We start from the raw sequence: 25,082 nt of genomic DNA on the forward strand, positions 1-25,082 counted from the left end.
CACGGATGAAGATCATCATTCTCGGCGCCGGCCAAGTCGGCGGTACCCTGGCCGAACACCTGGCCAGTGAGGCCAACGACATCACCGTGGTCGACACGGACGGCGACCGCCTGCGCGACCTCGGCGACCGCCTCGACATTCGTACCGTCCAGGGCCGCGGCTCCTTCCCGACCGTGTTGCGCCAAGCCGGTGCCGACGATGCCGACATGTTGATCGCGGTGACCAACAGCGACGAAATCAATATGGTCGCCTGCCAGGTCGCCTACACCCTGTTCCACACCCCGACCAAGATCGCCCGGGTGCGCGAGGCGGCCTACCTGGCCCGCACCGAGCTGTTCGACAACGAGGCCATCCCGGTCGATGTGCTGATCAGCCCGGAACAGCTGGTGACCCACTACATCAAGCGCCTAATCGAGCACCCCGGCGCCTTGCAGGTGATCGACTTCGCCGAGGGCAAGGCCCAGTTGGTGGGGATCAGGGCCTACTACGGCGGCCCGCTGGTCGGCCAGCAGCTGCGCCAGCTGCGCCAGCACATGCCGAATGTCGACACCCGGGTGGCGGCGATCTACCGCCGCGACCGGCCGATCATTCCCCAGGGGGACACCGTGATCGAGGCCGATGACGAGGTGTTCTTCATCGCTGCGAAAGCCCACATCAGATCGGTGATGAGCGAGCTGCGCCGTCTCGAGGACAGCTACAAGCGCATCGTCATCGCCGGCGGCGGGCATGTCGGCGAGCGCCTGGCCGAGGCCATCGAAAGCCGTTACCAGGTGAAGATCATCGAGATGAGCCCGGCCCGTTGTCGCGCGCTCTCCGAGACCCTGGACAGCACCGTAGTGCTGCAGGGCAGCGCGTCCGACCGCGACCTGCTGCTGGAAGAAAATATCGCCGACGCCGACATTTTCCTCGCCCTGACCAACGACGACGAGGCCAACATCATGTCCTCGTTGCTGGCCAAACGCCTGGGCGCGCGCAAGGTGATGAGTATCATCAACAACCCGGCCTATGTCGACCTGGTCCAGGGCGGCGAGATCGATATCGCCATCAGCCCGCAGCTGGCGACCATCGGCGCCCTGCTGACCCACGTGCGCCGCGGCGATATCGTCAGCGTGCACTCGCTGCGGCGCGGGGCGGCGGAGGCCATCGAGGCCATCGCCCACGGCGACGCCAAGTCGAGCAAGGTGATCGGCCGCGCCATCGAGGACATCGCCTTGCCGCCGGGCACCACCATCGGCGCGCTGGTGCGTGACGAAGAGGTGCTGATCGCCCACGACGATACGGTGATCGAGGCCGGCGACCACGTGATCCTGTTCCTGGTCGACAAGCAGTACATCCGCGATGTCGAGCGGCTGTTCCAGGTCGGCCTGACGTTCTTCTAACTTCCGATCCCTAGGCTGGGTAGAGCCAGAAGGGCGAAACCCAGCGTTACCATCTGCCGCGCTGGGTGTCGCTGCGCTCTACCCAGCCTACGAAATGAGGTCGCGCCTATATGCTCGAAGGTCTGGAAAAGATGCTCGCCAAGGGCGTGGACAACGCCCTGCTACGCTTCGGCCTGGGCAAGGCCTATCTGGATGCCGGCGAATACGCCCGCGCCGCCGAGCACCTGCAGCGCTGCGTCGAGTTCGACCCGAAGTATTCCGCGGCCTGGAAGCTGCTCGGCAAGGCCCGGCAAGGCCAGGGTGATCTGGCTGGCGCGCGCCGGGCCTGGGAGCAGGGCCTGGCCGCCGCCCAGGCCCATGGCGACAAGCAAGCCGAGAAGGAAATGAGCGTGTTTCTGAAGAAGCTGGAACGCCAGCACCCCGCCGCCTGAAGCCGGCGCCAGGATCGATGCGGCGTTCGGCTCAGCAAGCCTTCGCGAACAAAACTAGTACCACCTCGGCTCGCCGTGCGGACGCTTCTTGAAGCGTTTCATGCTCCACATGTATTGGCTCGGGTAAGCCCGCACATAGCTCTCGACCACCCGGCTCATGGCCGCCACGGCGGTGTGCGGGTCTTCGCTGTACATCGCCTCGGGCGCCGCTTCGAGTATCACCTTGTAACCCGAGCCATCCTCCAGGCGCAGCGCATGCAGGAACACCCCCACCGCCTTGCCGCCGGCGAGCATCCCCGGAACGAATTTGCTGGTCAGCGCCTGCACCGCGCAGAAGGGCACGAAGAAGCCGGCCGAGAGGCTCGGCTCGGGGTCGGCGGGAATCCCCACCGCGCCGCCTTTGCGCACTTCCTTGATGACGCTGAGGATGCCTTCCTTGGTCGAAGGCGCCACCCGGTTGCCGAGCTGCACGCGCTGCTTGCGCAGCAGTTCATCGACCGCCTTGAGCTTCGGCGGGCGGTAGAAAATGATCGGTTTGCACAGGTTGCAATAGTAGTGGTTGAGCACTTCCCAGTTGCCCAGGTGGCTGGTGATGCCGACCACGCCCTTGCCGGACGCCAGCGCCGCCTGCAACACCTCCAAGCCTTGCACTTCACGCACCAGCTCGAGGGACTTCTGCGCCGGCCAGACCCAGGCGCAGGCGCTTTCGGTCAGCGTCTTGCCGATATCCATCAGGCTCTGGCGCAGTAGACGGTCATGGGCAGCGGCATCCAGCTCGGGAAAGCATTTGCTCAGGTTGATGCTCGCCACCTCGCGCGAGCTGTTTGGCAGTCGCCACATCAACCAGCCAATCGCGGCGCCGAGGCCTTGCACCACCCGCCAGGGCAGGAGGGCGAACAGACGCAGAAAGCCCACCACCAGCGCACCTTTGAACTTCTCCACAGATAACTCCTCGGGGAAAACCGGGCCGACATTGTACCCGCCAAGCGCCGTAGGCTGGGTAGAGGCGTTCGCGCCGAAACCCAGCAGGGGGGCAGCGCTACGAAAGTGTCACGGCTCGCCGGTCAGCACGGCATAGCTATCGCAATCGGTGGTGTGATCCATGACCATCCCGGCCGCCTGCATAAAGGCGTAACAGATGGTCGGGCCGACGAAGGTGAAGCCGGCCTTTTTCAGCGCCTTGCTCATCGCCTCGGCCTCCGCCGTCACCGCCGGCACCTGGCTGCGATCCTGGAAGTGATTGATCTTCGGCACCCCGCCGACGAAGGACCAGAGCAGCGTCACCGGCTCCTCCAGCTGCTGCCAGGCCTGGGCATTCTGCCGGGCGGCCTTGAGCTTGAGGCGATTGCGGATGATCCCCGGATCGAGCAGCCGCTCCTCGATCTCGGCGTCGCTCATCTGCGCCAGACGCTGCACGTCGAAGCCGAACAGCAGCTCACGGTAGCGCTGGCGCTTCTTCAGCACGGTGATCCAGGACAAACCGGCCTGGAAGCCTTCCAGCAACAGCAATTCGAACAGCTGTTGCGGATCGTGGAGCGGCACGCCCCATTCCTGGTCGTGGTAAGCCCTATACAACGGGTCGTCGGTACACCAGAAGCAGCGTGGCATAAGGCTCCAGGGGGTAGAGGCGAGTGGGAATCGGGTATACTCCCGCCCTTTCTGTCGCAGCCTCAGTACAGGTGAATTTCGTGAGCCAGCCTACGCCTGCCGTGCGCACCTTCCAAGACTTGATCCTCGCCCTCCAGCAATACTGGGCCGAGCAAGGTTGTGTGGTGCTTCAGCCCTACGATATGGAAGTCGGTGCCGGCACCTTCCACACCGCCACGTTTCTGCGCGCCATCGGCCCGGAAACCTGGAACGCCGCCTACGTGCAACCCAGTCGTCGCCCGACTGACGGCCGCTACGGCGAAAACCCCAACCGCCTGCAGCATTACTACCAGTTCCAGGTGGTGTTGAAGCCGAACCCGGACAACTTCCAGGAGCTGTACCTCGGCTCGCTCAAGCACATCGGCCTCGACCCCTTGGTGCATGACATCCGCTTCGTCGAAGACAACTGGGAATCGCCGACCCTCGGCGCCTGGGGTCTGGGTTGGGAAATCTGGCTGAACGGCATGGAAGTCACCCAGTTCACCTACTTCCAGCAGGTCGGTGGCATCGAGTGCTACCCGGTGACTGGCGAGATCACCTACGGCCTGGAACGCCTGGCCATGTACCTGCAAGGTGTCGACTCGGTCTACGACCTGGTCTGGACCGACGGCCCGTTCGGCAAGGTCACCTACGGCGACGTGTTCCACCAGAACGAGGTCGAGCAATCGACCTACAACTTCGAGCACGCCAACGTCGACAAGCTGTTCGAGCTGTTCGACTTCTACGAAAGTGAAGCCAACCGCCTGATCGAGCTGCAACTGCCGCTGCCGACCTATGAAATGGTCCTCAAGGCCTCGCACACCTTCAACCTGCTCGACGCCCGCCGCGCCATCTCGGTGACCGCACGCCAGCAATACATCCTGCGTGTGCGCGCCCTGGCCCGCGCCGTGGCGCAGAGCTACCTGCAAGCGCGGGCCAAGCTCGGCTTCCCGATGGCCAGCCCCGAACTGCGCGATGAAGTGTTGGCCAAGCTGAAAGAAGCGGGGCTTTTAAGCGATGAAGTATTGGCCAACAGCCAGGAGGCAGCAGAATGAGTGCGCAAGATTTCCTGGTTGAACTGGGCACCGAAGAGCTGCCACCCAAAGCCCTGAAAAGCCTCGGTGACTCCTTCCTCGGCGGCATCGAGAAAGGCCTGAAAGCCGCCGGCCTGAGCTACTCTGCCGCCCGCGTCTACGCCGCACCACGGCGCCTGGCGGTGCTGGTCGAACAGCTGGCCGCCCAGCAGCCGGACCGCAGCCACAACCTCGACGGCCCGCCCGTGCAGGCCGCGTTCGACGCCGAAGGCCAGCCGACCCAGGCCGCCCTCGGCTTCGCCAAGAAGTGCGGCGTCGAGCTGGCCGAGATCGACCAGAGCGGCCCGAAGCTGAAATACAGCCAAAGCATCCCCGGCCAGCCGGCCGTTGACCTGCTGCCCGGCATTGTCACTGCGTCATTGAACGAGCTGCCGATTCCCAAGCGCATGCGCTGGGGCGCGCACAAGGACGAGTTCGTCCGCCCGACCCAGTGGCTGGTGATGCTGTTCGGCGACGCGGTGATCGACTGCGAGATCCTCGCGCAGAAGGCCGGGCGCGAATCCCGTGGCCATCGCTTCCACAACCCGGACCAGGTGCGCATCAGCAAGCCATCGACCTATCTAGAAGACCTGCGCGGCGCCCATGTGCTGGCCGACTTCGCCGAGCGCCGCGAGCTGATCGGCACCCGTGTCGCCACACTGGCGGCCGAGCAGCAGGGCACGGCCATAGTGCCCGCCGCCCTGCTCGATGAAGTCACCGCCCTGGTCGAATGGCCGGTGCCGCTGGTGTGCTCCTTCGAGGAGCGCTTCCTCGCCGTGCCGCAGGAAGCCTTGATCACCACCATGCAGGACAACCAGAAGTACTTCTGCCTGCTGGATGCCAGCGGCAAGTTGCTGCCGCGCTTTATCACCGTGGCCAACGTCGAAAGCAAAGACCCGGCGCAGATCATTTCCGGCAACGAGAAGGTCGTGCGCCCGCGCCTGACCGACGCCGAGTTCTTCTTCAAGCAGGACAAGAAACAGCCGCTGGAAAGCTTCAACCAGCGCCTGGCCCATGTGGTGTTCCAGGCCCAGCTCGGCTCGGTATTCGACAAGGCCCAGCGGGTTGCCGGGCTCGCGGCCTACGTCGCCGAACGCACCGACGGCGACGCCCAACGTGCGGCCCGCGCCGGCCTGCTGTCCAAGTGCGACCTGGCCACCGAGATGGTCGGCGAGTTCCCGGAGATGCAGGGCATCGCCGGTTACTACTACGCGCTGAATGACGGCGAAGCCGACGATGTGGCCCTGGCGCTGAACGAGCAGTACATGCCGCGCGGCGCCGGCGCCGAATTGCCGAGCACCCTGACCGGTGCGGCCGTCGCGGTCGCCGACAAGCTCGACACCTTGGTAGGGATCTTCGGCATCGGCATGCTGCCGACCGGCAGCAAGGACCCCTACGCGCTGCGTCGCGCGGCCCTGGGCGTGCTGCGGATTCTGATCGAGAAGCAGCTGGATCTGGATCTGGCCGAGGCCATCGCCTTCGCCATCCAGCAGTTCGCCGACAAGGTCAAAGTCGAAGGCCTCGCGGCTCAGGTGCAGGACTTCATCTTCGACCGCCTGCGTGCCCGTTACGAAGACGAGGGCGTGGAGGTGAGCGTGTACCAGGCCGTCCGTGCGCTGACGCCCACTGCGCCGCTGGACTTCGATCAGCGCGTCCAGGCGGTACAGGCTTTCCGCGCCCGTAGCGAAGCGGCAGCGCTGGCGGCGGCGAACAAGCGCGTCTCCAATCTGCTGAGCAAATTCGACGGCCAAGTACCGGCCAGCGTGAATGTCGCACTGCTGCAGGAGCCCGCCGAGCAGACCCTGGCCCAGGTGGTTGCCGCAGCCGCCCAAGCCGTCGCGCCGCTGGCGGCAGCCCGCTGCTACCGCGAAGCCTTGGAGCACCTGGCCAGCCTGCGTGAGCCGGTCGACGCCTTCTTCGAGGCGGTGCTGGTCAACGCCGAGGATGCCGCGGTACGCGCCAATCGCTATGCGTTGCTGGCGCAACTGCGCGGGCTGTTCCTCGGCGTCGCCGATATTTCGTTGCTGAGCTGATATGTAGGGCGTATTCGCCCGCAGGGCAGTACGCCAATCAGACAAGGCGGACTGTCGCGTTGCGGCGAGTCCGCCCTACCGGATCTGTCTATGAAACTGCTGATTCTCGATCGGGACGGAGTGATCAATTACGACTCCGACGCCTATATCAAGTCGCTGGAGGAGTGGATTCCGCTTCCCGGCTCGATCGAGGCCATCGCGCAATTGAGCCGAGCCGGTTGGACGGTGGCGGTCGCCACCAACCAATCCGGCCTGGCGCGCGGCTATTACGATCTATCCACGCTGGAGGCCATGCACGCGCGCCTGCGTGAGCTGGTGGCGGAGCAGGGCGGTGAGCTGGGTTTGATCGTGTTCTGCCCCCATGGGCCGGACGAGGGCTGCGACTGTCGCAAACCCAAACCGGGCATGCTGAAGGCCATCGCCGCGCATTACCGCGTCGAGCTTGCCGGTCTGTGGTTCGTCGGCGACAGCAAGGGTGACCTGGAGGCGGCGTTGGCCGTCGACTGTCAGCCCGTGTTGGTGAAAACCGGTAAGGGCCAACAGACCCTGGGCACCGCAGTGCCTGCGGGCACCTTGATATTTGACGATCTGGCGGCGGTTGCCGCCCAGCTACTCCACTCCCACTAAGCGGGCAATGCCCGCGACGGATAAAGCTCACATGTCGACAGTGCAGGCCATCAGGATCTTTCTCTTCTACCTGCTGCTGTCCACCAGTGCTTTGCTCTGGTGCAGCCTAAGCTTTTTTATCGCGCCCTTTCTGTCGTTCAAGGCGCGCTACCATTTTATCAACGTCAACTGGTGCCGCTTCGCGGTGTGGCTGACGGCGGCGATGATTGGCATCCGCTATGAAGTCAGGGGTGCGGAAAACGTGCCGCAACGGCCCTGCGTGATCCTCTCGAAACACCAAAGCACCTGGGAAACCTTCTTTCTCTCCTGCTACTTCGAGCCGCTCAGCCAGGTGCTGAAACGCGAGTTGTTGTTCCTGCCGTTCTTCGGCTGGGCGATGGCCATGCTGAAACCCATCGCCATCGACCGGGATAACCCCAAAGCCGCCCTCAAGCAGCTGGCCAAGCAGGGCCATGAGCGCTTGGAAGAGGGCATCTGGGTGTTGATCTTCCCGGAAGGCACGCGGGTACCCGCCGGGCAGATCGGCAAGTTCTCCCGCGGCGGCGCGGCGCTGGCAGTCAACGCCAACCTGCCGGTACTGCCGATTGCGCACAACGCCGGCGAGTTCTGGCCGAAGCAAGGCTGGGGCAAACGCCCAGGCACCATTAAGGTAGTGATAGGCCCGCTGATGTACGCCGAGGGCACCGGCCCACGCGCCATTGCCGAACTGAATGAGCGCGCCTATGCCTGGGTCGAGCAGACCCAGCGCGAGATCGGCGCCTTGCCGGCCAGCTCACCCGTAAGCGAAGCTGCGGCGCCACTCTAGGCCACGCGCGGAGCGCCGCTCAGAGCCTTGTCGGCGGCCCGACAAGGCTGTCGATAAACTGGGGTGGCGAGATAAGATCGATAGCTTATCGAAGCGGCCCGGCCTATTTTCTATACGTACATCAATCAACAGCGAATTGAAAAAGAGGCCGCACTTTTGTGCCTCTTTTTTATGGCATCACCCGTGCGAATGCCCATGACCAGTACTTTCGGGCCCTGACTCTTTCTCGCCACCGCTGCATGCGGTCTCAGGCCCCAGAAAGCAGATCAGGAGCACCGGCCGCGACGGGCTAGAAACGACTACGCGCAGACCTTGCGGGCCTGCGCGTAGCGTATTGATCGGTTTACGGTAGCCCGTCGATGATCACGACACTGCCGTGACATACCTCGTGTCAGGTCGCCTCGGGTAAAGGCTGCGCTTTCTCCGGCGGTTTGATCGAACCGATGTACACCGCAAAGATGGTCAGCAGCGCGCCGCAAATCTGCAGCGCGGAGCTGGCCTTGCCGAGAAAGGCGATATCGATGAAGTACGTGATCACCGGCTCCAGCAACAGGATCAGACCGGCCAGCCCCAGACTGAGAGCACCGATCGAACGGTTGACCAGCAGCCAGCCGACGAATTGCACCAACACCCCGTAGATGATCAGCATCAGCAGGGTCTGCCCATCCACGATCGCCAGGCTCTCCCCAGTCGCCAGCGCATACACCAGCAACACCAGCGCCGCCCAAAGACTCAGATTGAGCATCTGTGCGATCTTGTCGCCACCGCCGTCAGGCAACTGTGTATTGATCTTCAGGAAGTACACGCAGATGGCATACGCCAGCCCCGACAGCACGCCATACACCACGCCCTTGATCCCCACCGCGCTGTTCATTTCGGGCAGCAGCAACAGATACAGCCCGACGAATGCCAAGGTGATGGAAATCAGGAAGTAGATCGAAGGTTTTTCCTTCAACAGGTAAAATCCCAGCAGGGTCATGAAGAACACCTGACAGTTGGTCAGGATCGAGCCGATGCCCGGGCCGACGATATAGATGCTCTGGTGCCAGAGCACTAGATCGATGGCCAGGAAGACCCCGGCCAACGCGGTGTACAGCTGTGCCCTGAAGCTTTTGAGCAGCACCGGGATTCTGCGCACCTTGAGCAGCAGGAAGAACAGGATCGAGGCGAACAGCATCCGATAGAACCCTGCGCCACCCGCACCGATATGGGCGAAGGCGACAGCCAAGGCAGACAGGCTGAGCATCAGCCCGCCGATGGTCAACTCGATGATCGATCGATTGCTATTAGTCGACATGAGAGACCTCATTGATAAAGACCAAAGTATCCGTGTCACTGTCCAGTTCGCTGAACGTGGCCTGCCCCAGCACCTGTTGCATGGCCTCGAAAATACTGTCCAGACCAGCCTGCAGGGTTTCCGTGCCGATCGTCAGGGCCGGCATCAGCTTAAGCACTTGATCTTCAGGACCGCAGCGCTCAATGATCAAACGACGCGCAAAGCAGGCGCGCATCACCGCTGCGGCCAGCGACGCATCGTGGAACTCGATGCCATAGAACAGTCCGCGTCCACGCACCTGCTTGATATGCGCAGCGAAGTGCTCAGTCATCACGCCGAGCCAGGTCTTGAGCAGTGCTTCATTGGCCTGGATGTGCTTGACCAAACGGTCGTCGCTCCAGAACTCCTGCAGCGTTTTGGTCGCCGCGACAAAGGCCAGGGTGTTGCCGCGGAAGGTGCCGTTGTCTTCGCCGGGCGCCCACTGATCCAGCTCAGGGCGATGCAGCAACAGCGCGAACGGCAAGCCATAACCACTGAGGGACTTCGACAGGCAGACCATATCCGGCGTGATTCCGGCCGGTTCAAAGCTGAAGAAGGTGCCCGTCCGGCCACAACCGGCCTGGATATCGTCAATGATCAACAGGATGTCGTGCTCGGAGGTCAGCTTGCGCAGACGCCGCAACCAGTCAGAAGACGCTACGTTGATCCCGCCTTCGCCCTGGATGGTTTCCAGTATCACGGCGGCCGGAATATCCATGCCAGAGCTGTTGTCGTTGAGCAGGCGCTCGAAATACTCGACGGAATCCAGCCCCTTCAAATAACCGTCATAGGGCATGCGGAACACATAAGGGTCGACGCCAGGCTGGCGGTTGTCGCGGTTGCCGGTCAACCCCAGGGAGGTGCTGGACATCCCGTGAAAGCCATTGGTGAAGGCCACGATATGCCGCCGTCCGGTGACCTTGCGAGCCAGTTTGATCGCCGACTCCACCACGCTGGTGCCGGTGGGCGAAGTGAACTGCATCTTGTAGGGCAAGGCTCGCTGTTCGAGGATGATCTTGCGGAAGTTGAAGATGAATTCCTGCTTGGCTCGGCTGTGCATATCCAATGCAGCCTGGATACCATCACGCTGCAGGTAGTCGATCACCGCCGCCTTGACCGGCTTGGGATTGTGACCATAGTTAACTGAGCCGGCACAACTTAGAAAGTCGATGTACGCCAGTCCCTTGAGGTCGTACAGATAGCTGCCTTGAGCCTGGTCGAAGACCACCGGAAAACTGCGGCAATAACTGCGCGCCTGAGACTCGACTTCAGCAAATACACCCAACTCATCCATTCCTGAAATTTCCATTCACTGCCTACTGCATAAAGGGTCGAGGTTCAGAATTCGATTCAGCCACTACTCAGGCGATTTTTTCCGCGGGTTCCAACAGCCCCAGCTGCTCGCTCAACGAGTTGAAAATATCCCGGGCACGCAACGACAGCAGGCTGAAGGAGCCGGCATCGCCGTAGCCGTGGGACGACTCGCACAAGCCATTGAGGTAAAGCGCCGGCAGGCTGTAGCCCTTGCGCGCAGATAGGCGATAATCGCGACCGATGCGAATCACGCCCTGCGCATCGCAGTCCAGGCTCTCGGCAAGGTCTCGGAGGATGGCAGGGAAACGCTCGTCCTGTGCTCCCGTCCCAAGGTTGCGGAACCCCGTGGCCAGAACGATGGCGTCCAGGTCGGGCAGCTGTTCGGTGGTTTGGCCTTGAGTGCCGAGTACCGTCAACGTGTAGCCCTGCGCCGCGGGCGTGCAGCTCTGGATTTCGCTAAGGTTCTTGATCGTGATCCTGTCCTTGCCCTGCAACTTGTCTTCGTACATGCCCACATACAACTCCGAGATCACGTCGGCGTCGGCGGCGGAATAGTTGGTGTAATGCAGGTGGCGATTGATGTTCTTTTTCGCCTCGGCGGAGCTGTTGTAGTACTGGTCGACAAAGGCCGGGAAGTACACGTGCTCGCTGAACTGGCTGGTGTCCTTGAGGCGGAAACCATAACCGCGCTGCACGTTGATGATTTCCAGCTGCGGGTAGCTATGCCGCAGATGCAGCATGATCTCGATCGCACTCTGGCTGCCGCCCACCACCGCCACCCGCTTCAGCTCGCGCTGCTGGGCCAGTTGTGCCAAACGCCCGAGGTACTGAGTCAGATGGAACACCCGATCCGGGGCACAGTCGGCGAACGCTTGCGGAATCACTGGCGTGCGACCCGGGGCGAGCACCAGCGAGCGGGCAAAAAACTGATTCCCGGCCTGAGTGGTCACGCAATACAGATTGCTTGCAGGGTCCACCTGAATCGTCATCACTGCCTGGTTATAAGCCACATCCTTGGCAAAGAAACCCGCGACCCAACGCACGTATTCCGCGAATTCGCTGCGCAGGGGAAACTCCAGACCGAGGTTGAGGTGCTCAAAAAGCCGATCGTTCTCGAACAGGAAGTTGGTGAAGGTGTAGCGGCTACGAGGGTTGCGCGGAGTCACCAGGTCGCGACTCGGATGGTTCTGAATATCGCTACCCGCCAACATCATCTCCGGCTGCCATTTCGTACTGGAATGGCGCTCAAGAAACAGTCGCGTCCCAGCAAACTCCAACTCCTCCAAGGCAATATTCGCCGGACCAAAACCTATGCCGATCACATCGTAGACTTGCCTATCACGGCCCGAATCCCTGGCATTAACTTTATGAACGCTCATAACTTCCTCCCCTTCTTGCCACAAAAGCCAGACTCGACAAAGCAGAAAAGACCAAAAGGTCTTTTCTGCCGCCAGTCAAAATAATTAGTAATTTCCAATTGGCTTTGATCGTTACAAGTAACGCGGCTTCTTAAGCCTCTTGTTCGGCCAACTTCAACCATTTTTGTACGGGTGGATATGCCAGAACTTTTTCAACATACCCCTGTAGTTGCGCGGGCACGGCAATACCATAACGACGGAAGCGAAACACCACAGGAACAAACATCGCATCAACAATTCCGAAGTCACCACAGAGGAACTGCTTTGAGCCGCTCACGTCGCGCAGGTGGTTCCAGATGGCGAAAATCCGCTGGATTTCTTCCTGGGTCTCTGCGGTCAGGCTTTCAGGGGTGTCGCCGGTGTTCAGGCCGAACGACATCTGCGTGCGCAGGTGGGTGAAACCGGAGTGCATTTCCGCTGCAGCGGCTCGAGCCATGGCCTTGATCCGCGAGTCCTGGGGCCATAGGTTGGCAGCAGGATAGGCGCCGGCAATGTATTCGCTGATGGCCAGGCTGTCGTTGATGACGATGTCGTCGAGCAACAGCGCCGGCACTTTGCCGGAAGGTGAATACTCAAGAATACGCTTACGGGTTTCGCTCTGTTCCAGTTTGATCTGAAGGGTTTCAAATGAAACATCAGCTGTCACAAGAACCAGCCATGCGCGTAATGACCATGAAGACTTATTAAAATCCCCAATAACTAGTTTTGTAGACATCGATCCCCCTAGTTTGTGTTATGAAATAGGTGCTAAATTTAGCTGCCTTTTTTTCAAGCGTATTGCACAAAACTGGACAAATCATGGAAGAGAGTCGACGCAATAAAGACCCTCGCGAATGCAAGGACTTTGTTCAGTTCTGGCGTATACCCGAAGGCGACTGTGAGTTGTTATCCGCGCGTTACAGTACTCAGTCTTTCGGCAGGCATTCACATGACCGATATGCGGTTGGCGTTATAAGTAGCGGCGTTGAAAAGCTTTTCTATCGCGGCAGCTACTACTTAGGGGGCGCGGGTAGCGTGGTCACCATTAGCCCCGGCGAGATCCACGACGGCTTGCCGGGACACGACCAGGGCTGGATGTATCGAATGCTCTACATCGATCCGGAATGGGTCAACCGGGCGGTGTTCCAAGGGCGCTTTTCGGGTGATCATATCCACCTTTTTCAAACAGGCCTGAGCCAGGCACCGGACTTTGCCCGGACCTTTTTGCATCAACATCAAATCATTGAAAAATCCAATCCCAGCCTTGAACGGGAAACCATCCTGCTGGATTTGGTGACGCAGCTCTTCGAGCGCACCGGCGCCCCCATCGCACCGGTCAGTGCGGCTGAGCAGCACGCAGTGAAAAGGATCAAGAAGAAACTCGAAGACGAGTTTGACAAACACATCCCCCTGGAAGAACTGGCGCAGCTGGTGAACCTTGACCCGCTCTACCTGATCCGGGTGTTCAAAAAGAGCGTTGGAATCTCCCCCCACAGCTATCAAATCCAGAAAAGAATCGCCCAGGTCCAAAAGCTGTTACGCACCGGGGCCAGCCTCGCGGAAGCGTCATTCGCTTGCGGTTTCTTCGATCAAAGCCACATGACCCGGGCGTTCAAAAAAGTGGTCGGCATCACGCCCGGCAGCTTCCGCAACAACCACGCCTGAACCTGTGCGCAACCCCACGCTAGTGTCCTGTGCGGTTAATTCAATAATCTATTTTTCATCGCCCCTAGTTTAGCTTTGTGCACTGAGCTGATGATCGATTCGGCCGTTTTGTTCCACCTGAACGGCTTGGCGGAGAGTTCGTTGTGGGCCTCAATGAATTGACGAATAGCTGTTTTCAAGTCTGCCACGCTGGTAAATACGCCACGATACAGAGCCCGCCTTTCCAACTGGGCAAACCAGCCCTCCACCGCGTTCAGCCACGAGGCACTGGTGGGTGTGAAGTGCAGCTTGAAGCGCGGGTGTTTCTCCAGCCACTGCTTGATGGCCAGGGTCTTGTGCGTCGAACTGTTATCCAGGATCACATGCAGATCCAGTTCGGCAGGCGTGCAGCGGTGGAGCAGTTAGCCTGTTCCTACCTAACTATTTTATAAAGCAAAAAACCCGGCACATAGGCCGGGTTTTTTGACTTAGGGCGCGACAATAACCCGCCCACTTGGGACACTTAATGTGCCCATCCACAAATCCTTAGAAGTCCAGGTTGGACACCGCCAGGGCGTTGGTCTCGATAAACTCACGGCGCGGTTCAACTTCATCACCCATCAGGGTGTTGAAGATCTGGTCGGCACTGATGGCGTCTTCGATGGTGACTTTCAGCATGCGCCGGGCATCCGGATCCATGGTGGTTTCCCACAGCTGGCTCGGGTTCATCTCGCCCAGCCCCTTATAGCGCTGGATGCTGTGGCGCTTGGTGCTTTCCGCCAGCAGCCAGTTCAAGGCGTCCTTGAAGCTAGCCACCGGCTTCTTGCGCTCACCGCGTTTAACGAAGGCGCTTTCTTCCAACAGGTTGTTCAGTTGCTCACCCAGGCTGGTAACGGTTTTGTAGTCGTTACTGGCGAAGAAGTCGCGGTTGAAGGTGATGTAGTTGGAGACGCCATGGGAAATCAACTCGACTTCCGGCAGCCACAAATGCCGCTCCTGGTCTTCGCGTAGGTTGGTCTTATAGACCAGGCCGGACTTCTCGACACCGCGCAGACGCTCGTTGAACTGCTCCAGCCAGCCTTGCATCGAACTCTGATCGGCCAGGTTGTCGAGGCTGACCGCCGGCAGGTAGACGAAGTGCTCGGTCAGCTCCTGTGGGTACAGCCGCGACAAGCGCTTGAGGGTCTTCATCACCATGCGGAAGTCGTTAACCAGCCGCTCCAGCGCCTCACCGGCGATACCCGGCGCGTTCTCGTTGACGTGCAGGCTGGCATCTTCCAAGGCCGACTGGGTCATGTATTCCTCCATGGCCTCGTCATCCTTGATGTACTGCTCCTGCTTGCCTTTCTTCACTTTGTACAGCGGCGGCTGGGCGATATAGATGTAGCCGCGCTCGATCAGCTCGGGCAGCTGGCGGAAGAAGAAGGTCAGCAACAGGGTGCGGATGTGCGAACCGTCGACGTCGGCATCGGTCATGATGATGATGTTGTGGTAACGCAGCTTCTCGATGTTGTATTCGTCACGGCCGATACCGCAGCCCAAGGCGGTGATCAGCGTGCCGACTTCCTGGGAAGAAATCATCCGGTCGAAGCGCGCGCGCTCGACGTTCAGAATTTTGCCTTTGAGCGGCAGAATGGCCTGGGTTTTCCGATTCCGCCCCTGCTTGGCTGAGCCGCCAGCAGAGTCCCCTTCCACCAGGTAGAGTTCGGAGAGTGCGGGGTCTTTCTCCTGGCAGTCGGCCAGCTTGCCGGGCAGGCCGGCAATATCCAGCGCGCCTTTGCGTCGGGTCATCTCCCGCGCCTTACGCGCGGCTTCACGGGCACGGGCGGCGTCGATCATCTTGCCGACCACCGCCTTGGCTTCGCTGGGGTTTTCCAATAGGAAGTCGGAGAAGTGCTTGCCCATTTCCTGTTCGACCGCGGTTTTCACCTCGGAGGAGACCAGCTTGTCTTTGGTCTGCGAGCTGAATTTCGGGTCCGGCACTTTCACCGAAATAATCGCAGTCAGACCTTCGCGGGCATCGTCACCGGTGGTGGCGATTTTGTGCTTCTTCGCCAGGCCTTCCTGTTCGATGTAGGTGTTCAGGTTACGCGTCAACGCCGAGCGGAAGCCGGCCAAGTGCGTACCCCCGTCGCGCTGCGGGATGTTATTGGTGAAACACAGCAGGTTCTCATTGAAGCTGTCGTTCCACTGCAGTGCCACTTCCACGCCGATACCGTCGTCACGTTGCACGTCGAAGTGGAATACCTGGTTCACCGGGGTCTTATTGGTGTTCAGGTATTCGACGAAGGCGCGCAAACCGCCTTCGTACTTGAACAGTTCTTCCTTACCGCTGCGCTCGTCCTTGAGGACGATGCCGACACCGGAGTTGAGGAAGGACAGTTCGCGCAGGCGCTTGGCCAGAATATCCCAGCTGAAGTGAATGTTATGGAAGGTCTCGGCCGACGGCTTGAAGTGAATCTCGGTGCCGGTCTTATCGGTATCGCCAACCGTCCGCATCGGCGCCTGCGGCACACCATGCACGTAGGTTTGCTCCCAGACTTTGCCACTGCGGCGCACGGTCAACAGCAGCAATTCGGACAAGGCGTTGACGACCGAAACGCCCACACCGTGCAAGCCACCAGACACTTTATAAGAGTTGTCGTCGAACTTACCGCCGGCGTGCAGCACGGTCATGATGACCTCGGCGGCGGAAACGCCTTCCTCTTTGTGGACGTCGACCGGGATGCCGCGCCCGTTGTCACGCACGGTGATGGATTCATCCGGGTGGATGGTGATGCTGATGTCGTTGCAATGGCCAGCCAGTGCTTCGTCAATCGAGTTATCGACCACCTCAAACACCATATGGTGCAGGCCGCTGCCATCGTCGGTATCGCCGATATACATACCGGGACGCTTGCGTACGGCATCTAGCCCTTTCAGCACTTTAATGCTGGAGGAGTCGTACGTTTGATTTTCGCTCATGCCTTCACTCCCGATGGTCGTGGGTCTGGGTGATACGGCCATGTTCCACGTGGAACATGGCTACCGGCGTATCCGTGTGCCAGCAGTCCCGCAACAATTCATGGTCTACACAGGTGATAAACACCTGGCAGTTCAAATCTTCTAACAATCGACACAGGGCCTTGCGATGCTGCTCATCCAGTTCTGACGGCAAGTCATCCACCAGATAAATGCACTGCCCGCGACGGGCCTGACTGACCAAATGCCCCTGGGCAATTCGCAAGGCGCAGACCACCAACTTCTGCTGGCCGCGGGAGAGTATCTCCGCCGCATTGTGCGCACCGAACCTAAGCCTGAGGTCGGCCCGCTGAGGGCCCGCTTGAGTGTGTCCAAGCTGCTGGTCGCGGAGAAGGGAAGTGGCCAGCACTTCATTCAACTCACGCTCTTTATCCCAGCCGCGATAATAACTAAGCGACAACCCCTCGAGCTCAACCAGCTCGGCGAGGATGCGTTCAAACACCGGTTTCAGGGCCTGAATATAGGCGCGCCGATAACCGTCAATTTCATCGCTAGCCAGGCACAGTTCACGGTCCCAGGCCGCTTGCGAAGCGGGGTCAAGTGTACCATGCCGCAGCCATGAGTTTCGCTGCCGCAGGGCCTTCTGCAGGCGCTGCCAGGCCGGTAGAAAGCGAGGTTCCACGTGGAACACCCCCCAATCGAGAAACTGCCGCCTAATCTTCGGCGCGCCTTCGAGCAAGCGAAGGCTATCCGGGTTAATCAGTTGCAGCGGCAGTGTCTCGGCCAATTGCGCCGCACTGCGCGCATTCTGGCCATCGATGCGAATCTGAAACTCGCCCTGACGATCACGGGATATCCCCAAGCTGCTGTGGCCACCTTCAGCCAATTCAACCTGACCGAATACCGTACAGGCCAATTGCTCGTACTGAATGACCGGGAGTAGCCGGGCACTGCGGAAGGAACGGGCGAGGCCGAGCAAGTGGATGGCTTCCAGCACGCTGGTCTTGCCGCTGCCGTTAGCGCCGTGAAGGATGTTGATGCGGGGGGAGGGGGAGAGGGTCACCGGGTGTAAATTGCGCACCGCGGTGACCGTGACGCGACTGAGGGACATCTAGGCGTTTTTCAACGTCAGTGTCAGAGACGCATCGGCATTACGACGTAAGCGGAATCGTCGTTGTCGGATTCCTGCACCAGCGCACTGCTGTTGGAGTCGGACAGAATCAGGCGAACCTGCTCCGTCGTCATCACCCCCAGCACGTCGAGCAGATAGCTGACGTTGAAGCCGATTTCCAGATTGCCGCCGTTGTAGTCGACCGCCACCTCTTCTTCGGCTTCTTCCTGCTCGGGGTTGTTCGCCTGAATCTTCAGTTGTCCGGCCGCCAGTTGCAGACGGATACCGCGGTACTTCTCGTTGGAAAGAATCGCCGTACGGCTGAAGGCTTCACGCAGCGCCTGACGATCGCCCAACACCAACTTGTCGCCACCCTTGGGTAGCACGCGCTCGTAATCCGGAAACTTGCCGTCGACCAGTTTCGAGGTGAAGGTGAACTCACCGGTAGTCGCGCGGATATGGTGTTGGCCGAGGACGATGCTGACGCTGCCATCCTGCTCGGTGAGCAGACGCGCCAGTTCCAGAATGCCTTTGCGCGGGACTATCACCTGGTGACGATCGGCCTGTTCGATACCGGCTTCCATCGAGCACATGGCCAGACGATGACCATCGGTAGCGACCGCGCGCAACACGCCGGTCTGCACTTCCAGCAGCATGCCGTTCAGGTAATAACGCACATCCTGCTGCGCCATGGCAAAACTGGTGCGTTCGATCAGGCGGCGCAACTTGCTTTGCACCAGGTTGAAGGTGAACGAACCAGGACCTTCCTCAACCGTCGGGAAGTCATTCGCGGGCAGAGTCGACAAGGTGAAGCGGCTACGGCCGGCCTTGACCACCAGCTTCTGTTCATCCACACGGATATCGATCAGTGCGTCATTCGGCAAACTCTTGCAGATATCCATCAGCTTGCGCGCCGGCACGGTGATCTCGCCCGGTTCAGCAGGTTCTTCGAGCGCCACGCGGCCAACCAGTTCGACTTCCAGGTCGGTGCCGGTGAGCGACAGCTGCTGGCCTTCAACCACCAGCAACACATTGGACAGCACCGGCAAAGTCTGACGGCGTTCAACCACGCCGGCGACCAGTTGCAGCGGTTTCAACAGGGCTTCGCGTTGAATAGTGAAATGCATGGTCTCGTCCCTTGCCTCGTGGGCTGCGTCGTGTGGTGTCAGGTGGTCAGCGTGCGCAGCAGGTTCTTGTAGTCCTCGCGGATGTCCGCGTCGGATTCCCTAAGTTCAGCAATCTTACGGCAAGCGTGCAATACCGTGGTGTGATCACGACCGCCGAAGGCGTCACCAATTTCCGGCAAGCTATGGTTGGTCAGTTCTTTCGACAAGGCCATGGCGACCTGACGCGGACGCGCGACAGAACGCGAACGGCGCTTGGAAAGCAGATCGGAAATTTTGATCTTGTAGTACTCGGCGACCGTGCGCTGAATATTGTCGACGCTGACCAACTTGTCTTGCAGCGCCAACAGATCCTTCAGCGATTCACGGATCAGCTCGATGGTGATATCGCGGCCCATAAAGTGCGAGTGGGCAATCACCCGCTTCAGCGCACCTTCCAGCTCACGTACGTTGGAGCGAATGCGCTGAGCAATAAAGAAGGCCGCATCATGGGGTAGATCGACCTTCGCCTGGTCGGCCTTCTTCATCAAGATGGCCACCCGCGTTTCCAGTTCCGGCGGCTCCACGGCCACCGTCAGGCCCCAGCCGAAACGCGACTTGAGGCGCTCTTCCAGACCTTCGATTTCCTTCGGGTAGCGGTCGCTGGTGAGGATCACCTGCTGGCCGCCTTCCAGAAGCGCGTTAAAGGTGTGAAAGAACTCTTCCTGGGAACGCTCTTTCTTGGCGAAGAATTGAATATCGTCGATCAGCAGGGCATCCACCGAACGGTAGAACCGCTTGAACTCGTTGATCGCGTTCAACTGCAGCGCCTTGACCATGTCCGCAACGAAGCGCTCCGAATGCAGGTAGACCACCTTGGCATTCGGGTTCTTCTTTAATAGGTGATTACCCACCGCATGCATCAGGTGGGTTTTCCCCAGACCGACGCCGCCATAGAGAAACAGCGGGTTGTAGCCGTGCTTAGGGTTGTCCGCCACCTGCCAAGCCGCCGCGCGAGCCAGCTGGTTGGATTTACCCTCAACGAAGTTTTCGAAGGTAAAGGTACGATTCAGATAGCTGGTGTGCTTCAGCGCACCTTCTACTTGAACCGAACGCTCGGTGCGTACCGGCGCAGTCTGAGTGCTGGCTCCGGCCATCGGATCGAAGCTGGAGCGCGAAGGCTCATTCGCAACAGCAGTAGCCGTAGTCGGCTCATCGCTACGGGCAACATTGCTTGCCGGTGCAACAGCGGCAGCTAGCGGCGCAGCAGGAGCAACGCGAGCAGCGGCACTGCGCTTACTGCCTATTAATAAGGAAAGCGCCGGAGCCATGCCCTCGCTGCGCTCCTCCAGCAACTCCAACAAGCGGCCCAGGTATTTTTCGTTGACCCAATCGAGGACGAAGCGATTCGGCGCATAAATGCGCAACTCGTCGCTACCCGCTTCGACCTGCAACGGACGGATCCAGGTGTTGAATTGCTGGGCAGGCAGCTCGTCGCGTAAAAGCTCCACGCACTGCTGCCAAAGTTCCACTGACACGGATATCCCCTAAGGTCGAAAAGGCCGCGAGGCCAAAAACAGCCGTCATTGTAGCGACCGGAGAGGGAGTTATCCACACGAAGCGTGCGTTCTCAGCAAGTAAAATCAATGCTTTACTCGGGTTTCATGGGTTCTGGTCGGCATCCATGAATCTCTGTGGATAACCTTTCGTAAGCTCCCTGGATAACCACCAGCGGAACCGGGTGGATAACCGCTCTGTGCATAACTACCGACTCTATCCCCAGCTTATCCGCCGGCATCGCACACCCGGAGCACGGTTTCTCGACAGCCTTTCAAAGCGCTGAAATCCACGCCGTAGAAGGGCTGCATAAGGTTATCCACAGAAAAACGCTCCTCTAAGAGTTATTAACATCACTAAAAGATTTAAATATCTTCTTTCTTAATATTCTTTATCTGCACAGGAAAGGTTGGTTGGAAATTGACCTGACCGTCTGCTTTCTCTAGAATTGCCGGTCTCTTAAAACGGGGGCCATTCCGGCCCGTAGTCGACCACCCAGGTAACGCACCATGAAACGCACTTTCCAACCCAGCACTATCAAGCGCGCTCGCACCCACGGCTTCCGTGCCCGCATGGCCACCAAGAACGGTCGTGCAGTTCTGTCGCGTCGTCGCGCCAAAGGCCGTAAGCGTCTGGCAGTCTGATAATTCGGCACCGGCGGTGAGTCAAGACTTCAGTCGGGAAAAGCGCCTGCTGACCCCTCGACAATTCAAGGCTGTCTTTGACTCCCCCAGCGGTAAGGTTCCGGGTAAAAACGTCCTGCTGCTCGCGCGCAACAACGATCTTGATCATCCCCGCCTGGGTTTGGTCATCGGTAAGAAGAGCGTCAAGCTCTCGGTTGAGCGCAATCGCCTGAAGCGGGTGATTCGCGATTCATTTCGCCTGAACCAAGAGTCCTTGGTGGGTTGGGATATCGTGATCGTTGCGCGTAAAGGCCTAGGTGATCTAGAGAATTCCGAACTCGCTCAACAGTTCGGCAAGCTTTGGAAACGCTTGGCACGCAGTCGGCCACGCCCGGAAGTCCTCACCGAAGCAGGGGTAACCGACAGTCCCCATGCGTAAACTGGCACTCGCCTCGATTCAGGTTTACCGCTATGCCATCAGTCCGCTGATGGCCAGTCACTGTCGCTTTTACCCCAGTTGTTCCTGCTACGCGTATGAAGCCATCGAACATCATGGCCTCATACGCGGTGGCTGGCTAACCTTGCGTCGGCTTGGTCGCTGTCACCCGTGGAATCCCGGTGGTTACGATCCGGTTCCAGTCGCCCCAACTTCCCGACCCCCTTCGATGGCCGAGTAATCATGGATATTAAACGCTCGATCCTGATCGCCGCCCTGGCAATCGTGTCCTATGTCATGGTTCTCAAGTGGAACGAGGACTACGGTCAAGCCGCGCTGCCAACTCCGAGTGCAGCCACCAACAGCGCTGCTTCCTCGTTGCCGGATACCCCTGCCGCGAATACCGCCAGTGACGATGTGCCAACAACCAACGTTGCGCAGAGTGAACCTGGCGCAATGGCACCGGCAGCGACCAGCGACAAGCTGATTCGGGTCAAGACCGATGTTCTTGAGCTGGCCATCGACCCACGTGGCGGCGATATCGTGCAGTTGACTCTGCCGCAATACCCGCGCCGGCAAGATCACCCCGATGTGCCGTTCCAGCTGTTCGATAACGGTGGCGAACGTCTGTATCAGGCGCAAAGTGGCCTGACCGGCGCCAACGGCCCGGATGCCAGCAGCAACGGTCGGCCGCTTTACAGCAGCGCGCAGAGTTCCTACGCGCTGGCCGAGGGGAAAAATCAACTGACTGTCGACCTGAATTACAGTGCCGACGGTGTTAACTACATCAAACGCTTCAGCTTCAAGCGCGGTTTGAATCCGCAGTGTTCCGCCAAGGAACAGCAACAGAAAAAAACCGGCTGTGTCGATGCTTCGTCCTATCAGGTGGATGTTCGTTACCTGATCGATAACCAAAGCACCCAAGCCTGGACCGGTAACCTGTTCGCTCAGCTCAAGCGTGATTCCAGCGACGATCCGTCCTCGACCACCGCCACCGGCACCGCTACCTATCTCGGTGCGGCACTCTGGACCAAGGAAGAGCCGTACAAGAAAGTGTCGATGAAAGACATCGACAAACAGCCGCTGAAAGAGACGGTCGAAGGCGGTTGGGTCGCCTGGTTGCAGCATTACTTCGTGACTGCCTGGGTTCCGGCCAAGGACAGCAGCAACCTGGTGCAGACTCGCAAAGACAGCCAGGGCAACTACATCATCGGTTTCACCGGCCCAAGCTTGACTGTCGCGGCGGGCGCCAAGGCGGAAACCGCGGCGACCCTCTACGCCGGTCCGAAAAGCCAGGAATACCTCAAACAGTTGTCCCCAGGTCTTGAGCTGACCGTCGACTACGGCATTCTCTGGTTTATCGCCCAACCCATCTTCTGGCTGCTGCAACATATCCACAGCCTGCTGGGTAACTGGGGCTGGTCGATTATCGCGCTGACCATCGTGATCAAACTGGCCTTCTTCCCGCTGTCGGCGGCTAGCTACAAGTCCATGGCCCGCATGCGTGCCGTCGCGCCAAAACTGGCCGCTCTGAAAGAGCAGCATGGCGATGACCGGCAGAAGATGTCGCAAGCGATGATGGAGCTGTACAAGAAAGAGAAGATCAATCCGCTCGGTGGCTGTCTGCCGATTCTGGTGCAGATGCCCGTGTTCCTCTCGCTTTACTGGGTGTTGCTGGAAAGCGTGGAAATGCGCCAGGCGCCGTGGATGTTCTGGATTACCGACCTGGCGATCAAGGACCCGTTCTTTATCCTGCCGATCATCATGGGCGCCACCATGTTTATCCAGCAGCAACTGAACCCGACCCCGCCGGATCCGATGCAGGCCAAGGTGATGAAGCTGATGCCGATCATCTTCACCTTCTTCTTCCTCTGGTTTCCCGCCGGTCTGGTGCTGTACTGGGTGGTCAATAACTGCTTGTCGATCGCCCAGCAGTGGTACATTACCCGCAAAATCGAAGCAGCCACGAAGAAGGCCGACGCCTGATTACAGTCGCTCCGAGATAAAACAAAACGCCCCTCTTGTTGGGGCGTTTTGCTATGCGCCGTTCAGCCTCGTAGGCTGGGTAGAGCCGGCTTTTTGGCGAAACCCAGCGATCCTGAAATCTAAAAGCGCTGGGTTTCGCTGGCGCTCTACACCAGCCTACGAATGTGAGAGACACCGCCATGAGCACCCTTCGTGAAACTATCGCCGCCGTCGCCACCGCTCAGGGCCGTGCTGGCGTGGGCATCGTGCGCGTCTCCGGGCCGCAGGCCGCGAAGATTGCCAAAGCGGTGAGCCAGCGGGAACTGAAACCGCGCTACGCCCACTACGGGCCATTCCATGATGGCCATGACCAGGTGCTCGATGAAGGCTTGGCCCTGTATTTCCCCGGGCCGAACTCCTTCACCGGCGAAGACGTGCTCGAACTGCAAGGTCATGGCGGCCCGGTCGTCCTCGACCTGCTGTTGCGCCGTTGCCTGGAGTTGGGTGCCCGCCTGGCCCGACCGGGGGAATTCAGCGAACGGGCCTTTCTCAATGACAAACTCGACCTGGCCCAGGCTGAAGCGATTGCCGACCTGATCGAAGCCAGTTCCGAACAAGCGGCGCGCAATGCCTTGCGCTCACTGCAGGGTGAGTTTTCCCGGCGCGTGCATGAGTTGACCGAGCGGCTGATTGCCCTGCGCATCTATGTCGAAGCCGCCATCGACTTCCCCGAGGAAGAAATCGATTTTCTTGCCGACGGTCACGTCCTCGGCCTGTTGGATGAAGTGCGTGCCGAACTGGCCAAGGTGGTACGCGAGGCCGGTCAGGGTGCATTGCTACGCGACGGCATGACAGTGGTGATCGCCGGTCGGCCGAATGCGGGCAAATCCAGCCTGCTGAATGCCCTGGCCGGGCGGGAAGCGGCCATCGTCACCGAGATCGCCGGCACCACTCGAGATGTCTTGCGCGAACATATCCACATCGATGGCATGCCGCTGCATGTGGTGGATACCGCCGGCTTGCGCGCCACCGAGGATCAGGTGGAAAAAATCGGGGTAGAACGGGCACTCAAGGCTATCGGCGAAGCCGATCGGGTGCTGCTGGTGGTCGATGCCACCGCCCCCGAGGCCGCCGACCCCTTTGCCCTATGGCCGGAGTTTCTCGATCAGCGGCCGGATCCGGCCAAGGTCACGCTGATTCGCAACAAGGCAGATCTGACGGCTGAAGCCATCGCCCTGGAAGTCAGCACTGACGGCCACGTCAGCATCAGCCTCTCGGCCAAATCCACGGCCGGTTTGGAGCTGTTGCGTGAACACCTGAAGGCCTGCATGGGCTACGAACAGACCTCTGAAAGCAGCTTCAGCGCGCGCAGACGCCACCTGCAAGCGCTAGCCCTGGCCAGCGCCTCCCTCGAGCATGGGCGTGCCCAACTGACCCAGGCCGGTGCCGGTGAGCTACTGGCGGAAGACTTACGCCAGGCGCAACAGGCACTGGGGGAAATTACCGGCGCCTTCAGCTCTGACGACCTGCTCGGGCGGATCTTCTCCAGCTTCTGCATCGGTAAATAAGCCTGCCATCAAGGTTGGGAAACAGCCCAACCGTCTCCTCGCTAAGCCGTCAACATTCCTGATCCCCCTGTCTCCTTCGAGAGGCTTGGAAGCTTTAGCGCTTCTAGGCCTCTC

Annotated in this window: 22 protein-coding genes and 1 pseudogene; 12 read left to right on the forward strand and 11 right to left on the reverse strand. The window is 59.8% G+C overall.

Translation table 11 applies throughout. The annotated features are described in order from the left end of the window. Positions 1–5: 5 nt before the first annotated feature. Together trkA and FFS12_RS06750 are read left to right on the forward strand one after the other, a co-directional pair. A complete protein-coding gene (trkA, locus tag FFS12_RS06745; protein ID WP_137886129.1) occupies positions 6–1,379 on the forward strand; it encodes a Trk system potassium transporter TrkA in 1,374 nt (457 codons plus the stop codon). 110 nt (positions 1,380–1,489) lie between these two features. Further along, positions 1,490–1,810 (forward strand): tetratricopeptide repeat protein, encoded by a 321-nt coding sequence (locus tag FFS12_RS06750; protein WP_137886130.1) that lies wholly within the window; start codon positions 1,490–1,492, stop codon positions 1,808–1,810. A 54-nt stretch (positions 1,811–1,864) separates the two neighbouring features. On the opposite strand, the gene FFS12_RS06755 is transcribed toward FFS12_RS06750, so the two are convergent. Then, positions 1,865–2,752 carry a lysophospholipid acyltransferase gene (locus FFS12_RS06755; protein ID WP_137886131.1) on the reverse strand — a complete coding sequence of 296 codons (888 nt, stop codon included), beginning with the start codon at positions 2,750–2,752 and terminating at the stop codon, positions 1,865–1,867. A 108-nt stretch (positions 2,753–2,860) separates the two neighbouring features. Then, positions 2,861–3,418, reverse strand: coding sequence for a DNA-3-methyladenine glycosylase I (locus tag FFS12_RS06760; RefSeq protein WP_137886132.1), 558 nt, complete (start codon positions 3,416–3,418; stop codon positions 2,861–2,863). 80 nt (positions 3,419–3,498) lie between these two features. On the opposite strand from FFS12_RS06760, the gene glyQ reads away from it, so the two are divergent. The 4 genes from glyQ (at position 3,499) to FFS12_RS06780 (ending at position 7,974) form a co-directional block, all read left to right on the forward strand. After that, on the forward strand, positions 3,499–4,491 hold the full coding sequence (glyQ, locus tag FFS12_RS06765; protein ID WP_137886133.1) for a glycine--tRNA ligase subunit alpha: 993 nt from the start codon (positions 3,499–3,501) through the stop codon (positions 4,489–4,491). Beyond that, on the forward strand, positions 4,488–6,542 hold the full coding sequence (gene glyS / locus FFS12_RS06770) for a glycine--tRNA ligase subunit beta (RefSeq protein WP_137886134.1): 2,055 nt from the start codon (positions 4,488–4,490) through the stop codon (positions 6,540–6,542). Before glyQ ends, glyS begins: the two co-directional genes overlap by 4 nt. Before the next feature lie 84 nt (positions 6,543–6,626). After that, positions 6,627–7,169 (forward strand): D-glycero-beta-D-manno-heptose 1,7-bisphosphate 7-phosphatase, encoded by a 543-nt coding sequence (gene gmhB / locus FFS12_RS06775; protein WP_171011838.1) that lies wholly within the window; start codon positions 6,627–6,629, stop codon positions 7,167–7,169. A gap of 31 nt (positions 7,170–7,200) precedes the next feature. Further along, on the forward strand, positions 7,201–7,974 hold the full coding sequence (locus FFS12_RS06780) for a 1-acyl-sn-glycerol-3-phosphate acyltransferase (RefSeq protein ID WP_137886136.1): 774 nt from the start codon (positions 7,201–7,203) through the stop codon (positions 7,972–7,974). A 391-nt stretch (positions 7,975–8,365) separates the two neighbouring features. On the opposite strand, the gene FFS12_RS06785 is transcribed toward FFS12_RS06780, so the two are convergent. From FFS12_RS06785 to FFS12_RS06800, 4 genes are all read right to left on the reverse strand, one after another. Then, on the reverse strand, positions 8,366–9,271 hold the full coding sequence (locus tag FFS12_RS06785; RefSeq protein WP_137886137.1) for a DMT family transporter: 906 nt from the start codon (positions 9,269–9,271) through the stop codon (positions 8,366–8,368). Then, a complete protein-coding gene (gene ectB, locus FFS12_RS06790; RefSeq protein ID WP_137886241.1) occupies positions 9,261–10,583 on the reverse strand; it encodes a diaminobutyrate--2-oxoglutarate transaminase in 1,323 nt (440 codons plus the stop codon). The genes FFS12_RS06785 and ectB overlap by 11 nt, the downstream gene beginning before the upstream one ends. 67 nt (positions 10,584–10,650) lie before the next feature. After that, complete coding sequence (locus FFS12_RS06795; RefSeq protein WP_137886138.1) at positions 10,651–11,982, reverse strand: SidA/IucD/PvdA family monooxygenase; 1,332 nt, start codon at positions 11,980–11,982, stop codon at positions 10,651–10,653. A 130-nt stretch (positions 11,983–12,112) separates the two neighbouring features. Further along, positions 12,113–12,736, reverse strand: coding sequence for a glutathione S-transferase family protein (locus FFS12_RS06800; protein ID WP_137886139.1), 624 nt, complete (start codon positions 12,734–12,736; stop codon positions 12,113–12,115). Positions 12,737–12,819: 83 nt separating this feature from the next. Here FFS12_RS06800 and FFS12_RS06805 point away from each other — a divergent pair, with 83 nt between their 5' ends. Further along, positions 12,820–13,665 (forward strand): AraC family transcriptional regulator, encoded by an 846-nt coding sequence (locus tag FFS12_RS06805; RefSeq protein WP_137886140.1) that lies wholly within the window; start codon positions 12,820–12,822, stop codon positions 13,663–13,665. A 35-nt stretch (positions 13,666–13,700) separates the two neighbouring features. Here FFS12_RS06805 and FFS12_RS06810 read toward each other — a convergent pair. The 5 genes and pseudogenes from FFS12_RS06810 to dnaA form a co-directional block, all read right to left on the reverse strand. After that, positions 13,701–14,063: pseudogene (locus FFS12_RS06810) on the reverse strand (transposase); the annotation flags it as partial. A 127-nt stretch (positions 14,064–14,190) separates the two neighbouring features. Then, complete coding sequence (gene gyrB / locus FFS12_RS06815; RefSeq protein WP_137886141.1) at positions 14,191–16,608, reverse strand: DNA topoisomerase (ATP-hydrolyzing) subunit B; 2,418 nt, start codon at positions 16,606–16,608, stop codon at positions 14,191–14,193. Between the two features lie 4 nt (positions 16,609–16,612). Beyond that, positions 16,613–17,716 carry a DNA replication/repair protein RecF gene (recF, locus tag FFS12_RS06820; protein WP_137817564.1) on the reverse strand — a complete coding sequence of 368 codons (1,104 nt, stop codon included), beginning with the start codon at positions 17,714–17,716 and terminating at the stop codon, positions 16,613–16,615. Positions 17,717–17,739: 23 nt separating this feature from the next. Continuing rightward, positions 17,740–18,843 (reverse strand): DNA polymerase III subunit beta, encoded by a 1,104-nt coding sequence (dnaN, locus tag FFS12_RS06825; RefSeq protein WP_137886142.1) that lies wholly within the window; start codon positions 18,841–18,843, stop codon positions 17,740–17,742. A gap of 38 nt (positions 18,844–18,881) precedes the next feature. After that, entirely contained in the window at positions 18,882–20,357 is a 1,476-nt protein-coding gene (dnaA, locus tag FFS12_RS06830; protein ID WP_137886143.1) for a chromosomal replication initiator protein DnaA, read from the reverse strand. Positions 20,358–20,885: 528 nt separating this feature from the next. On the opposite strand from dnaA, the gene rpmH reads away from it, so the two are divergent. The 5 genes from rpmH (at position 20,886) to mnmE (ending at position 24,968) form a co-directional block, all read left to right on the forward strand. Further along, on the forward strand, positions 20,886–21,020 hold the full coding sequence (gene rpmH / locus FFS12_RS06835) for a 50S ribosomal protein L34 (RefSeq protein ID WP_002551315.1): 135 nt from the start codon (positions 20,886–20,888) through the stop codon (positions 21,018–21,020). A gap of 16 nt (positions 21,021–21,036) precedes the next feature. Then, complete coding sequence (rnpA, locus tag FFS12_RS06840; protein WP_218568965.1) at positions 21,037–21,438, forward strand: ribonuclease P protein component; 402 nt, start codon at positions 21,037–21,039, stop codon at positions 21,436–21,438. Further along, positions 21,431–21,676, forward strand: a complete 246-nt coding sequence (yidD, locus tag FFS12_RS06845; RefSeq protein WP_137817560.1) for a membrane protein insertion efficiency factor YidD — start codon at positions 21,431–21,433, stop codon at positions 21,674–21,676. Before rnpA ends, yidD begins: the two co-directional genes overlap by 8 nt. A 2-nt stretch (positions 21,677–21,678) precedes the next feature. Then, positions 21,679–23,421: a membrane protein insertase YidC gene (gene yidC / locus FFS12_RS06850; protein WP_137886145.1), complete on the forward strand. Its 1,743-nt coding sequence runs from the start codon at positions 21,679–21,681 to the stop codon at positions 23,419–23,421. 179 nt (positions 23,422–23,600) lie between these two features. Continuing rightward, positions 23,601–24,968, forward strand: a complete 1,368-nt coding sequence (gene mnmE / locus FFS12_RS06855) for a tRNA uridine-5-carboxymethylaminomethyl(34) synthesis GTPase MnmE (RefSeq protein WP_137886146.1) — start codon at positions 23,601–23,603, stop codon at positions 24,966–24,968. Positions 24,969–25,082 lie beyond the last annotated feature (114 nt).

The organism is Pseudomonas sp. 2FE, assembly GCF_005503735.1.
Lineage (GTDB): Bacteria > Pseudomonadota > Gammaproteobacteria > Pseudomonadales > Pseudomonadaceae > Aquipseudomonas.

Bases quoted from the DNA above. Each gene is read 5' to 3' on its own strand.
- trkA (WP_137886129.1), top strand. From the start codon at position 6: ATGAAGATCATCATTCTCGGCGCCGGCCAAGTCGGCGGTACCCTGGCC.
- FFS12_RS06750 (WP_137886130.1), top strand. From the start codon at position 1,490: ATGCTCGAAGGTCTGGAAAAGATGCTCGCCAAGGGCGTGGACAACGCC.
- FFS12_RS06760 (WP_137886132.1), bottom strand. From the start codon at position 3,418: ATGCCACGCTGCTTCTGGTGTACCGACGACCCGTTGTATAGGGCTTAC.
- glyS (WP_137886134.1), top strand. From the start codon at position 4,488: ATGAGTGCGCAAGATTTCCTGGTTGAACTGGGCACCGAAGAGCTGCCA.
- FFS12_RS06780 (WP_137886136.1), top strand. From the start codon at position 7,201: ATGTCGACAGTGCAGGCCATCAGGATCTTTCTCTTCTACCTGCTGCTG.
- FFS12_RS06785 (WP_137886137.1), bottom strand. From the start codon at position 9,271: ATGTCGACTAATAGCAATCGATCGATCATCGAGTTGACCATCGGCGGG.
- ectB (WP_137886241.1), bottom strand. From the start codon at position 10,583: ATGGATGAGTTGGGTGTATTTGCTGAAGTCGAGTCTCAGGCGCGCAGT.
- FFS12_RS06795 (WP_137886138.1), bottom strand. From the start codon at position 11,982: ATGAGCGTTCATAAAGTTAATGCCAGGGATTCGGGCCGTGATAGGCAA.
- FFS12_RS06800 (WP_137886139.1), bottom strand. From the start codon at position 12,736: ATGTCTACAAAACTAGTTATTGGGGATTTTAATAAGTCTTCATGGTCA.
- FFS12_RS06805 (WP_137886140.1), top strand. From the start codon at position 12,820: ATGGAAGAGAGTCGACGCAATAAAGACCCTCGCGAATGCAAGGACTTT.
- gyrB (WP_137886141.1), bottom strand. From the start codon at position 16,608: ATGAGCGAAAATCAAACGTACGACTCCTCCAGCATTAAAGTGCTGAAA.
- recF (WP_137817564.1), bottom strand. From the start codon at position 17,716: ATGTCCCTCAGTCGCGTCACGGTCACCGCGGTGCGCAATTTACACCCG.
- dnaN (WP_137886142.1), bottom strand. From the start codon at position 18,843: ATGCATTTCACTATTCAACGCGAAGCCCTGTTGAAACCGCTGCAACTG.
- rpmH (WP_002551315.1), top strand. From the start codon at position 20,886: ATGAAACGCACTTTCCAACCCAGCACTATCAAGCGCGCTCGCACCCAC.
- yidD (WP_137817560.1), top strand. From the start codon at position 21,431: ATGCGTAAACTGGCACTCGCCTCGATTCAGGTTTACCGCTATGCCATC.
- yidC (WP_137886145.1), top strand. From the start codon at position 21,679: ATGGATATTAAACGCTCGATCCTGATCGCCGCCCTGGCAATCGTGTCC.
- mnmE (WP_137886146.1), top strand. From the start codon at position 23,601: ATGAGCACCCTTCGTGAAACTATCGCCGCCGTCGCCACCGCTCAGGGC.